The organism is Undibacterium sp. Tian12W, from assembly GCF_049339405.1.
GTDB lineage: Bacteria > Pseudomonadota > Gammaproteobacteria > Burkholderiales > Burkholderiaceae_D > Undibacterium.
Genome location: NZ_JBMPPK010000003.1, coordinates 77,002 through 90,501 on the forward strand (window position 1 = coordinate 77,002; position 13,500 = coordinate 90,501).

The following is a 13,500-nucleotide window of genomic DNA, read 5'->3' on the forward strand; positions in this document are numbered from 1 at the left end:
TGCATGCAATTTAAGCCATGCTTAAATTGCATGCAAGTCATTGATTCTTAAAATCACCAAAATGGTGAGGAATTTGATTTTAGGCGCCTGTTTTTTTAACCTGGTGTAGTCAACATGCCTTCTCCTGCTCATTGTTTACGCATTGAGGATCAGCAGATGCTTGTCATATTTAATAGACGGATACGTTAAACAAAGTAAACTGACCAAAGTTTGAAAGAAATTGCCTAGTTTCCCGCAAGGAAATACGGCAAATTTTATTTTGGCAGAATTTAAATTGGTGTTGCCTAGCACATTTTTTAGGTTTATGATCGTTTTTCACATATCTGCAACAATGCACTGTTTTGTGTCATTTTTGTTTTGAAAGCCAAAACTCATCATGCTATATTCACGGCAGTTCAGATTTCTGCAAGACTAAGATCAAGAAGAAAAAGGCACACAGGTTTAAAAGGCGGTAGTGCAAAATAACGGTAACAATACCGTACACACTGAGGAGACGCGCGTTTTTACTACAAGCTGAGCGAATGTGATAAATTTAAAAAAATCGCAGACGCTAAACAGCCAAAAACGCGAAAGATGTTTTAAGGGCGCATCGGATGATGCGCCTTTTTTCTTTTGTCAAAAAGGAAAACCATGTTGAACAAAGAAACTAAAGAATCCAAGGAAGCAGGTTTTTTCTCTGCCATTGTCGAAGCCCCATTTGGTGCCGTCGGCATACGCTGCGAAGACCAAAAAGTCAGTGAACTGGTTTACCTGCCGCCCCGCTTCCAGGAAAAAGCACCGTCAGACAAAGTAGCTGAAACAGCCGCCAGGCAAATAGCGGCTTATCTGGAAAACCCCGACTTTCAATTTGACCTGCCTTTGAAAGAGGCCGGCACGGCATTTCAGGACAAGGTGTGGCAGGCTATATCTTCCATACCGCGTGGCCAGGTACTGACCTACGGCCAAATTGCCAAGCACATACGCTCGGCACCACGCGCGGTTGGCCAGGCTTGTGGTGCCAACTGGTACCCGCTGGTTATCCCATGTCACCGCGTGACTGCTGCTGGTGGTCTGGGGGGCTTTGCCCACAATGATGATGAAACCGGATTCCACCTTGGTGTAAAGCGCTGGCTGCTGACACATGAGGGCGTGGCCGGCTTTACCCAGGAAAAATTGTGGAAGTAAAACCGTTGCCTGTCATCTTGCCGGAAAAATTGACGTCGCAAATCGATCAGTTTTGCGACGCACTATGGCTGGAAGATGGGTTGGCAAAAAACACCATAGAGGCTTACCGCCGCGACATGCGTTTGTTTGCCGAGTATTTGCACGCCGATCAAGGCAAGCATTTGTATGAAGTCAATCATGCTGACATAGGCAATTACATTGCAGCCAAACACGGCACATCCAAAGCCAGTTCTGCCAACCGGCGCATGAGCGTACTAAAGCGATTTTATTTGCTTGCCTTCCGTCAAAACCTCATCAGTGAAAACCCTTGCACCAAATTACGCTCGGCCAAACAGGGTCAGCGTTTGCCCAAGACACTGAGCGAAGCACAGGTCGTCGCCTTGCTGCAGGCACCGGATGAAACCAATCCCCACGGCTTGCGCGACAAGACCATGCTGGAACTATTGTATGCCTGTGGCTTGCGTGTCAGCGAGCTGGTGGGGTTGCGATCTATAGAAGTCGGCTTGAACGAAGGCGTGCTGCGTATCACCGGTAAGGGCGATAAAACCCGGCTGGTGCCGTTTGGCGAAGTAGCCCGTACCTGGCTGGAGCGCTACCTGCGAGAGGGCAGGCCAGCCATCCTGAATGGGCAGATAGACGATGCGCTGTTTGTCACCGCCCGTGGTGGAGCCATGACCCGGCAGATGTTCTGGATACTCATCAAGAAGTATGCGATGCAGGCAGATATCACTACCCATTTGTCACCACACACCTTGCGCCATGCTTTTGCGACACACCTGTTGAATCATGGTGCCGATTTGCGGGTAGTGCAGCTGCTGCTGGGTCATGCGGATATTTCAACGACGCAGATTTATACGCATGTGGCACGTGAACGTCTGAAAAAATTGCATGCCATACATCATCCGCGTGGCTGAGCGAATTTGTGGCAAAAAAAATCCACGCTGATCAGCGTGGATTTTTTAATTGAAGCGTATTGATTTATTTTACTGCCGTATTCTCATCCAGGAATTTTTCTACCCTGGTCCAGAAATCGACATTGTTCTTCAATAAACCCCAGCCATGCGCCTCTTCTGGATAAACTATCCATTCGACTTTGGAATTATGGGCTTTGACCGCATCGTAAAACTTGGTGCCATGGATCAGTGGGACACGTACATCAGCACCACCATATGCCAGTATCAAAGGATTCTTTAGTCTGGATGCTTGCTGCAATGGCGAAGTGCGTTGCAATTGCTCAGCATCTTTTTGTTGATCACCGATGAGCTTGGGCATGCCGTATTTGGTCCAGGCGTTGCCTGCCGTATCACTCCAGGAAACGTCATACAGCAGATTAATGTCGGATACTCCAACCCAGCTTATTCCGCAGCGGTATAAGTCTGGTTCTTTTATCAGGCCCATCAAGACGGCATATCCGCCATAACTGGCCCCGGCTATACAGACCCGCTTGGGATCGGCATAACCTTGTTTGATTGCCCATTCCCTGGCGTCTGCCAGGTCATCCTGCATCGCCAGACCCCATTGTTTCCAGCCCGCCTGATGGAGTTTCTTGCCATAGCCCGTGCTGCCACGAAAATCCGGCTCTATGACTGCATAGCCACGGGATGCCAGAAATTGTACGGCAGGTGTCCAGTTCCAGTGACCACCTCTCAGAAAAGGGCCGCCATGCACCATCACGATCAGAGGAAGGTTTTTCGCCGGACGGCCTTTGGGCAGAGTGATGTAGGCTGGGATTTCAAGGCCATCACGTGCTTTGTAGCGGACGAAATCCCTGTAAGCCATTTTGGCAGGATCAATGTCCGGATTGACTACGCCCAGTTGCGTCAGTTTGGACGTATCTACATTGAATAGTGAATAATTTCCCGGATGCGTATCTGAAAATGATTTGACCAGCCTGACATTGGCATCCTGACTTCTTCCCTTATCAACAAGGTTGACCATGTTGGGCAACAGGGCATCAATCTGACTCTGGATTTTTTTATCTTTCTCATCAAACCAGACACTTGCGTGAGCATCAGTTTCATAGCGTATGCCTGCAAGCTTGTTTTTCTGATTGTCAAACAGAATGTCTCCATCGAAATCAAAACCATCCAGCGCCAGTAATGGATTGGGTATCAGGGATTTGGACTTGGTATCGTATTGATAAAGTGCAGCCGTGTCCTTGCCATTCCGGGCCGTCACATAAAACTGGCCTGACGTGCCGATAAAGACAGGTGAATAACCATCTTCGACAGTGTCATCAAATTGATAGAGCTGCACCCATTCAGTATTTTTATTTTCCTTGTAATGGACACTGGTGATGCCGTTTTTGCTGGCAGTGGCAATACGTACCTGTCCAGATGGGTCGAATAGAAAGTCGATGGAATGCGGAGGTACGGCAACTATCTCGGTTTGCCCTGTTCTGGTGTTGAGCCTGAATAAATTAACACCTGCATTCATGCGTTCGGTGGAATCTTGTCCGACATAGATGTCGTCTGAGCTTTCATTACCTGTTGTACTGATAAACCTGGTTCTGGCAGGCAGCAGGCGAAATTTGGGTGCGCCAGCTTTGACAAAACGATCAATTAGCTGACGTGAATTTTTACCATCCTTGTCTATGGCAAATAATCCGGAACCCGATTTTTTTTCGCCTGCTCCCAAGTCTTTTTCTGATATTCCATAGACTAAGCGCTCGTTATTGACCCAATGAAAAAAAATGACATCCAGGTTGCTGTAGCGCGCAATCACGGTTGGGGTAGCGTCTCCTTTCGAATTCATGATAACCAGCATGCTGCGGTTGTCATTGTCTGCCGCCAGGAAAGCGATCAACTCGGCATTTGGGGATAATTGAGCATCCCTGAATTGGGCACTTTTGAAGAATTTTTCTACCGGAATCGGGGTTTCCCCGGCTTGTGCTGCTTGCAGGGAAGCCAATGACCATGTCAAGGCAAGCATCAACTTGATGACTGGTTGAGTGATGCGCAAATAGATGGACCGCATGTTTTCTCCAGATTTGAAAGTATTGTATTTGGATGGCAGGGCTTAAAAAAAACGCCCCGGCAGACCGAGGCGTTTTTAATCCTGCAAGCGAGAAGCAAACAGGCTGCGTTTGCTTCTCATTTCGCTGATAATTACCAGAACTTGTAATTCGCGCTAACTGTGAGGTAGCGACCCAGCGGGTTATGCAGAGACTGGTTATAGCCAACTGTACCTGCACCCGGATCATACGGCGCTTTGGAATCAAACAGATTCTGGATGTTGCCGCTAATAGTCAGGTTTTTGATACCTGTGTAAGCATAGTTGACATCGATCGTAGTCCAGCTTGCGATCTTACAATCCATATTGTAGTTGCTGTACTTAGGCAAACCACCGAGGCTGTAGGCTGTGGATGGCTGACCTGTACCGTAGTAGCAATATGGCACTGGGTATTCAACAGTACCATCGTAACGACGCAACAGGGAGACTGAATCAACAAAGTTGATCGAGCCACTTACTGCGTGGGAACCGTTGGTCCATGCTGTACTCAGGGATGCTTTCAGTTTTGGAATCGCGCCGCGATTCAAAGCCCAGTTAGCAACACCAACGTTACCACCAACCAGGTTGAACTCTGGATCGCCAGGTGAACCAGCACTTCTGTAAGAGAAGATATAGTTCAGGTTCAGTTTGGTTGTCAGATTGCCGTAGGCGCCCAAAGAAGTACGCAAGGTTGTGTCGATATCCACACCGGTTGTTTCTGTACTACCCTGATTAATGTATGGGGTATATACCGAGAAAATCGGGCCGGAATTTGGAATCACATTTCCATTGGCATCCTTGATCCATGTACCTGGATTGGTATCACGGATAACCAGGCCAGGGTACTGGGCTGGATGTTGGATAACAACGTCAGTACCCAGCAAGGCAACTTCGCCTTCTTTCCTGATTTTGTAGAAATCCAGTGCGACGTCAAAGTTCTTGGTCGGTGCCAGGATCAGACCGATAGTCAGGCTCTTGGATGTTTCTGGTTTCAGGTCAGGGCTGGAACCGGCAACACCGGAAATGCTCTTGCTGCAATCAGACTGGTCTGCACCAGTTACCGCTGTTACGCCATCTGGGCAACGTATAGGATCAGCTGTTGTGGTGAAGTACTGTGTACCACCTTTAACGATCTGATTCAAAGCTGGAGCACGGAAACCTTCAGCATAAGTACCGCGGAAAGAAATGCTGTCGTTCGGTGTCCATTTTGCACCGACTTTTGGTACAAAAGAGCCTTTGATATTTGGATATTTATCGTAACGACCGGCAAAATCCATTTCAAAAGTTTTGCTGAATGGTGTGCGCAATTCCACGAAAGCAGAGCTGACATTACGTTCACCAGACAAGAATTGATTGACCAGGCCCAGAACGTTACCGCTTGCTGTTGCAGGGTCAGGCGTCAACTGCATTTTTTCTTTGCGCAATTCAAAACCTGTCGCCAGGCCAATTGCACCACCAGCCAATTGGCCGATTTCAGTACTGGCTTTGGCATCCCACTGAGTAATTTCAGAGGAATTGTGGTTGACCAGTGGACGGCTGACGGATGGGTCAGCAGCTACTTGAGCAATCGATTTATTTTGCGTGATCAGTTTTTGAACAGCGTCTAACTGGATGAAGCCATTCAAGGTTTCTTCACGTTTGACTTTATTCCAGAGAATTGCTGTTTCCCAATCCCAGTTGAAATTGCTGCCCTTGATACCTGCTACCAGACGTGCTGCATCATTTTCATTTTTGGAGCCGCCAGGAATATTTTCAAAGCGGTACAAAATCGCTGCACGAGAAGTCGGGAACGGATTGTCAGGGTGACCAACAGGCAAGATCGCCTGGAAGCTTGCAGCTGCACCCAGTTGCGGGAAGGCAGACGCTGCTGTACGGCCGTCGATAGTACGTGATACGCCAGTGTATTTGCGTTCTGTTTTGGAGTAAGCGAATTCACCGAAAGCGCTGATATTGTCATTGATGCGCAATTGGCCGCGGGACAGGAAATTAATATCCTGAGCTGCGCCTTGAGATTCAAGGTATTGGTTACCGTTATAGTTACAGAATGTACGGCCTGTCAGGTAGCTGGTCGCTGCCAGGTTGTACTGCGGACCACCCACCAGTTGCTGGGAAGTAGGGCAGTTCAGCGCATTGACGATATTCGCATTAGGGAATGCGCCACTGGTGAAGAAGGAATTGCTGCCAGGCGTACGTTCTCTGAAGAAAATTGGACTGGCGCTGATAGAGCTGTAGTAAGGAATCAATGTCGCATTGATATCCTGGTACATGCTTTTTTCCCAGGCAGTAGCATCTTGCAGTTTGGTGCTGTCGCGCTTGGAGATATCCAATGTGGCAAAGACGTTGTAGCCATCGTTGGAGAAATTACCTACACCACCGAAAATATTGGCTTTTTGACGGCCAAATTTGCTGTGGGCATCAGAGGATATGGAGGCAGAAGCTTGCGCGCCCTGGTAATCCTGTTTGGTAATAAAGTTGATGACACCAGCAATAGCGTCAGAGCCATACACCGCAGATGCGCCATCTTTGAAAATATCAATACGCTCAAGCGCAGAGATAGGGATCGAATTCAAGTCATACAGTGTGGATTGACCGTCGTTTGGATTGGCATACGCTGCTGGCGTCATGCGGCGGCCATTCAACAGGATCAGAGTGGACGAAGAACCCAGTCCACGCAAGGATGCAGTTGCCACACCTTTGGAGAAACCGCCATCGACGTTATCAAGCGCGCCGCCTGTACCGATCGCAGGGATTTTTTTCAGGAAGTCAGTGACAGTTGCAGCACCGCTTTCACGGATTTCTTTTGCAGTAATAATTTGTACTGGAGACGTACCTTCTTTATCCGTGCGCTTGATGTTAGAGCCGGTAATTTCAATACGTTGTGGTGCTTCAGTCTGAGCGTGGGCAAAACCCCCGATCAGCATGGAGCCAGCAAATACGCTGAGCGCCAGGCGCACGGACTGCACGCCTATTTTTTCTTTAAATATCATTATTGTTCCCTCTTTGTTGATAGACCAGATGCAATCGGGTGCCGGATCCGTTTGGCAGACAGGGTTAGTTCAAAAATTTTGTAAATTTAGAAACAATCCTGTACTGCTACCTGATGAAATGCTGCCAAATCCATCCTCTTTATAAATGCGTGCGGGAAGTGAAAGGCAATGAATCAAACAGAACTTTATTATGTAAATAAAATACCTTTCCGGGAAAGCATTTGTTACTTTTTTTTGAGGGATTGTTGTTTGACAACGACAGGAAATGAAAATTTAATTTCTAATTTCTCATGAAAATGAATTTTCGGTATCCTTTTGAAAATTCATTTATTTTCATATAAATTCCAGTTATAAGCTTATAAAAACTGGAAAAAGGCATCAGTTTCAAGAAAATATGATGGATTTACTGTCATTTAGCGGTTCAATATAAACCTAGGAAATGCGAAAAAATTTTCAAATTTCCGAATTTCTGCAAAAATCCAGCCTGCTAATAAGTTCCTGCGATATGTAAGAACTTGTAACGAGAAACAAGGTCTACTCACTGAGCAAAGTCATGCTCAGTGAGTAGTTTGCGGCCAATTCATCTAACCAGGAAAAAATATGAAATTGTCAAAAGAAGTACATTTTAAGAAAAAGACCTTACTCCTTTTGTTATGTGCATTAAGTGAGGCAGCGCTTGCCCAGACACCTCCTGCAACGCCAGCTGCTGCGCCTGTTGCAAACGGCACTCCGGTAGCAACACCGGCTGTTGCGCCTGCACCCGCAGTAACGCCTACCGTAGGATTGCGCCCTTTTAAGGATGTTATCAAAGACGCCAAGGAGCTCAAGGGGTTTTTTAATTTGTACCAGAAAGACGACAAAGTCTGGCTGGAAATCCGACCCGAGCAATTCGACAAGCCATTCTTGTTTACTTACAACATCCCAAATAGCATAGGTGAGCGTGGTTTGTATGGTAGCCAGATGGGGCGTGGATATCAGGCCGTATTCAAAAAAATTGGTAACCAAGTACAACTGCTGGCCAAGAATACCCAGTTTTATGCGACTCCTGGCACGCCACAGGCGCTCGCTGTTTCACAAGCGTTTTCAGATAGCCTGCTGGCCAGCGCGAGCGTATTGAGTACACCCAATTCAGAGTCGAAAGGCATTCTGGTTGATGCCAGTGCTTTGCTGTTTAATGATATCCCTGGTTATTCAACGAGCCTGGAATATGCCTATCGTGCCATGTATGTGCTGGACAAGGCCAATACCAGCTTCGGCAAGCTGAATACGGATGAGTCTCTGGCTGGCCTGTTTGTGAATGCGCATTTCATGACACCACGCATTGCCGCTTCACCATTGATGCCGCCACCAGTAGCTCTCCCTACGCCCCCACAAACAACTCCTGATCCGCGCAGCTTTTTCGTTGGTTTCTATTTTAATTTCTCAGCGCTGCCAACCGAAGCCATGCGACCACGCCTGGCAGATGACAGATTGGGACATTTTGTGACGACCAGCTACGATTTCACTGAGGATCTGAAACCCAAGACTTCGCGTTACTACCTAAATCGCTGGCGCCTGGAAAAACAAGACCCGACAGCAGCACTGTCAGAACCAAAACAGCCTATCGTCTATTGGCTGGACAAGAACGTACCAGAGAAATACCGCAAATCGATCACTGAAGGCGTGCTCGAATGGAACAAGGCTTTTGAAAAGATAGGCTTCAAAAACGCCGTGGTCGTCAAACAGCAAACTGAAAAAGACGCTTTTGATACCATGGATTCTCGTCATGCCTCAATACGCTGGTTTGTCGGTGCAGACGTTGGCTTCGCGATTGGCCCATCACGTGTTGATGAGCGCAGCGGCGAAATTCTGGATGCAGATATAGGTATGTCAGATGTCTTTGCCCGCGGTGCCCGCCGCATGATAGGTGAAGATGCACAAACACATGCGCTGCATGCCCAGGGTGACTGTGATTTTGCCCATGAAGCATCGATGGAAATGGGTTTCGCCATGGACTTGCTGGATGCCCGTGGTGAAATGGACATGGACAGCCCGAAAGCGGAAGCACTGGCACAAGCCTATGTCAAAGACGTCATCATGCATGAAATTGGCCACACTCTGGGCTTGCGTCATAACTTCCGTTCTTCCACGATCTATACTCTGAAGCAATTGCAAGACCCGGCGTTTACCAAGGTCAATGGCATGGCTGGCTCAGTCATGGACTATGTGCCTTTCAATCTGGCGACCAAGGGCGAACCTCAGGGCGAATACGTCATGTCCTCTCTTGGCCCTTATGATTACTGGGCAATTGAATACGCTTACAAGCCTATCGATGCTGACAAGGAAAAAGATGAGCTGACCCGCATTGCTTCACGCTCTACCGAACCTTTGCTGGCATATGGTACGGACGAAGATTCTGCAGGCACCATGGTTTCTGATCCTGACGTCAATGTGTTTGATCTGGGCTCTGACCCTCTGGTCTATATACAAAAACGTTTGACCATTTCACGCGAATTGTGGGACAGGTTGCAAACACGTCAGTTAAAAGCGGGCGACAGCTATGAAACCCTGCGCCGTAGTTTTGAATACGGTTTTGGCCAGTTTGCCCGTACCGTACCTCTGGCGACGAAATATGTCGGCGGCACCACTTTCTTGCGTGACCACGCTGGTACTGGCCGTGCCACTTTCACGCCTATCGCGGTAGAACGTCAGCGCCAGGCTTTGAAGCTGGTATCTGACAGCCTGTTCACGGCCAAGAGCTTTGTATTTACACCAGAGCTCCTGAGCCGTTTGGGTGTCGATCACTTCCAGCGTGCCAGCCGTAATGACGTGTCTATCTCCACACGTTTGCTGGGTCTGCAAACTGCGGCCCTGGATCAATTGATGTCTGATCTGGTGGCACAACGCATGCTCAATAATGCCGAGAAATTGCGTGACCCTAAAAAGGTATTGTCCCTGCATGAGCTATATGGAAACCTGCAGTCGAATATCTGGAGTGAGCTGGCAAGTGGTACAGATATCAGTTCGGCCCGCCGCAATCTGCAACGTGAACATCTGAAGCGTTTGTCCAATGCCTTGCTGAAACCGTCTGCAACGGCACCGGCTGATGCCCGTAGTTTGCAAAGGGAACAGGCAAATCAGTTGCTGGTAGCTATCCGCGGCGCAGTAGGCAAACCTATGAGCCCGGAATCCCGTGCGCATTTGTCTGAAAGTCTGGCTACTTTGAATGAAGTATTGAAGGCTTCTTTGGTGAGGGCTGGCGTTTGATCCAGTCGTTTAAAGTAGTCGTTTAAAGTAGTCGTTTAGTGCAGTCATTTTTTGCAGCATCCAGTATTAGCATCATTTTCAAATACTGACTGCTGGCAAGCTCGAAAGCCCCGTGTAAAAGCACGGGGCTTTTTTCATGTTTGCTGAAAAAAAAATAGAATAGCGAGCGGCTGTTTTGCCCCTTGCTCAAGCTGAGTAAGTAATGCATGCCAAGTTGTAAATTGAACGCATTTTCCAATTGTATTGCTAATTTATTCTGATATCAAATGCTTGTATAAATGGGAAAAAATTTATCCATTTATTGTTGATGTGGCATTCATTGTGTGATATTTTATAAAATATAATTTAGCAACTTATGCTGACTTAAAAGTGTGCTATCGATATGTGTTTTTTGCTGCTCCTTTTAAGTTCAAGCAGCCTTTATTTGCCTGTGCTGTTGGATACATGGCTGGATGAAGAAGTGCGGAAAAAGAATTCAGGCATGTGGTTGTATGCATGGAAGTGCATAGTCCCGTGCCAGGATGCTGTTCCAGGCACAAAAAGCCGGGAATGGTGCAAATGCTTATGTCTGAACAGACATAATTTATTTACCTACAATGGAGTAGTGTCAAATGCGTTTGATTTCAAATGAAGAATTGAGCCTGATTGCCGGCGGTGACGGTGAAAGTCCAGATAATCCAATCATTGCCTCACCAGTTGAGATTGTTGGTAGTGTCCCGATAGAAGTCGTGGCGCCAGGAAATCCACCCCGCCCTAATGGACCGATCCCTACTCCTTATCAGCCACCTATCACTAAAATAGAATGAGCATGAGCTAGATTCTTGAAAAAGCGCCAAATTTCTTGGCGCTTTTTTATTGACTGTGTCTTCCTGCTTCATTTTTTCAGGAAATGGCAGAACAAAAAAATCCCCTGCAATTACAGGGGATTTTTTGTCTTGCTTGGCGAACTTGGCTGTGATTGCCTAAAGAATCGGCATTATTTCTTCAAACACTGAGCAAAGAATTTTTCGCTACGGTTGTACAAGTCAAATACGTTAACGTCTTTGTTAAAACCATGTCCTTCTTCTGGATAGACTTTGTAATCCAGGGTTTTGCCAGCTTTCAACAAGGCATCACGCATTTTTTCTCCATGAATCAGAGGAACACGTCTGTCATCCGAGCCCATGGTCAGCATGATGGGGCCTTTGACGTTGGCGGCATTCCTGGCTGGTGAGCGCAATTCAAACAATGCGGCATCGGCTTTGGAATCGCCTACCCAGAGTTTGAATTCATTGTTCAGGTAGCCGCCGGTTGCTGCATCCGCGAGCTCTGAAGTATCGGACCAGGAAACATTCTGCAAGAGGCCGAGATCACTGACGGCCACGACAGAGCTGGCGCAACGCCACAAATCAGGGTCTCTGGTCATGCCCTGCAGGGATGCGTAGCCGCCGTAACTACCACCCATCAGCGCCATGCGTTTTTTATCGACGATGCCTTCCTGCACCAGGAACATGGCACCATCATTGATATCATCCTGCATGGTGCCGCCCCATTGCTTCCATGCCTTGACATAATGGTTGCGACCATAACCTTCAGAGCCGCGTGGTTCCAGTTCCAGGACGGCATATCCACGTGAGGCAAAGAATTGCGCTTCAGGCCAGCGCCCCCAGGAAGAGAAGTGATAGCCACGCACCATAGGGCCACCATGAATATTCATGATCAATGGCAGGTTCTTGGCCTCAGTGCCTTTAGGCAAGGTCAGGTAGCCATACACAGGCAAGCCGTCACGTGCCTTGAAGCCTATATATTTGCGCTCTGCCATCAAGGCCGGATTTGCCCACTCACGGTCCTGCACTATGGGTTCCAGGGTTTTCTTTTGTGTGTCAAACAAATAGTAAATGCCAGACTGTATGTCTGAGGTGGCATGGACTAAAGCCTTGCTTCCATCAGAAGACAGCCTGAAGGCATTGTAGGTTGCCGGCAGGGAGGCATCGATTTGCTCAGACAGGGATTTTCTCGCGCTATCGCCAAACCAGATGCGAGTCGGTTTAGCTGCATCATAATACAAGCCAACGACCTTGCCATTCTCGTCATTGCTTTCGCGTATCAAGCGTGCGCTGGCACCCTGGCCATTGATATCAAATATAGGGTCTGCATGCACCAGCTCACCAAATTTCTTGGTGACAGTGTCATACTTGAACACGGCCATTTTATCCAGGCCATCTTTGTTGGTAGAGACATACAAGGTGCGGTCATCATTGTCAAAGCCGAGCACGTCGTACATCGTGCCATCGTTGTAGCTCGACTGCTCGAATATCTTTTCCCATTTGTCGCTGTCGATGGGGCGGTGATAGTAGGCAGTCATTTGCGGCTGGCCAGCTGCAGGACGGATTTCACCTCTTTGTGCGATGCGCGGACGTTTATGAGTATCCAGTTCCCAGCCTTCTGTACGGCCTGGTGACTCAAACGTCAATAATTGCGAGCGTCTGGTTTTGAAGTTGAATTTATAGACATCCGCATATTCCTTGCTTCTTCCTCGCATGGAAACATAGGCTTCTGGCGAATCATTACCTTCTGCCATGATGATGCTGTCAATATGAATGTCGCCTTTCTTGCGTTCATTCGTATTTTCCAGCTCCATGCTTTTATCATTGTCTATATCGTAGTAGTAGGAACCTTTATAGACAAAACGGCCCCTTGCTTCTTGTCCGTCGGCAGTGCGATAGAACAGATATTTATTGCCTACCCAGCGACTCTCGGCAACGTCAAAGCGGGGAGATGAAGTGATGACTTTGGCTTTGCGCGTGGCAAGATCTATCAATACCAGATTGCCACGGCCATTCAGTGGCACGATGGCGGCGATGGTTTTTCCATCCGGTGACATCGACAAGTCACGGTAATCAGTCAGCTTGAAGAAAACTTCTACCGGTATTTCAGCGGCACTCTGATATGCCTTGGCTTCTGCCGGGGCTCCGGCATATGCAGCATAGATAGGCAAGGCAGCAAAAGCGGCAACGATCACATGTTGCAGCGTTGAACGAAATTTCATGTTTACTCCTAAAAATGGGGGCACTAGGCCCCCAAAAATTTGATCCTGTATTTACTTGTACATGGATGCAATGCTGCGTGTTTT

Annotated in this window: 7 protein-coding genes; 4 read left to right on the plus strand and 3 right to left on the minus strand. The window is 47.8% G+C overall.

Annotated features, from left to right (window positions below; translation table 11 throughout):
* Window positions 1-630: 630 nt before the first annotated feature.
* Together ACO0LI_RS04475 and xerD are read left to right on the plus strand one after the other, a co-directional pair.
* Complete coding sequence (locus tag ACO0LI_RS04475; RefSeq protein WP_422954492.1) at window positions 631-1,164, plus strand: methylated-DNA--[protein]-cysteine S-methyltransferase; 534 nt, start codon at window positions 631-633, stop codon at window positions 1,162-1,164.
* Window positions 1,155-2,078 (plus strand): site-specific tyrosine recombinase XerD, encoded by a 924-nt coding sequence (gene xerD, locus ACO0LI_RS04480; RefSeq protein WP_423031169.1) that lies wholly within the window; start codon window positions 1,155-1,157, stop codon window positions 2,076-2,078. Before ACO0LI_RS04475 ends, xerD begins: the two co-directional genes overlap by 10 nt.
* Window positions 2,079-2,142: 64 nt before the next feature.
* Here the strand turns inward: xerD and ACO0LI_RS04485 are convergent, their stop codons facing one another.
* The gene (locus ACO0LI_RS04485; protein WP_423031171.1) at window positions 2,143-4,140 is read right to left on the minus strand and encodes an alpha/beta hydrolase family protein; all 1,998 of its coding nucleotides are present in this window, start codon (window positions 4,138-4,140) and stop codon (window positions 2,143-2,145) included.
* 131 nt (window positions 4,141-4,271) lie between these two features.
* Window positions 4,272-7,142: a TonB-dependent receptor domain-containing protein gene (locus ACO0LI_RS04490; protein ID WP_423031173.1), complete on the minus strand. Its 2,871-nt coding sequence runs from the start codon at window positions 7,140-7,142 to the stop codon at window positions 4,272-4,274.
* 600 nt (window positions 7,143-7,742) lie between these two features.
* Here ACO0LI_RS04490 and ACO0LI_RS04495 point away from each other — a divergent pair.
* Together ACO0LI_RS04495 and ACO0LI_RS04500 are read left to right on the plus strand one after the other, a co-directional pair.
* Window positions 7,743-10,388: a zinc-dependent metalloprotease gene (locus ACO0LI_RS04495; protein WP_423031175.1), complete on the plus strand. Its 2,646-nt coding sequence runs from the start codon at window positions 7,743-7,745 to the stop codon at window positions 10,386-10,388.
* A gap of 611 nt (window positions 10,389-10,999) precedes the next feature.
* The gene (locus ACO0LI_RS04500; protein ID WP_422954487.1) at window positions 11,000-11,194 is read left to right on the plus strand and encodes a hypothetical protein; all 195 of its coding nucleotides are present in this window, start codon (window positions 11,000-11,002) and stop codon (window positions 11,192-11,194) included.
* Between the two features lie 170 nt (window positions 11,195-11,364).
* On the opposite strand, the gene ACO0LI_RS04505 is transcribed toward ACO0LI_RS04500, so the two are convergent.
* Window positions 11,365-13,416, minus strand: a complete 2,052-nt coding sequence (locus ACO0LI_RS04505; RefSeq protein ID WP_423031177.1) for a prolyl oligopeptidase family serine peptidase — start codon at window positions 13,414-13,416, stop codon at window positions 11,365-11,367.
* Window positions 13,417-13,500: the final 84 nt, after the last annotated feature.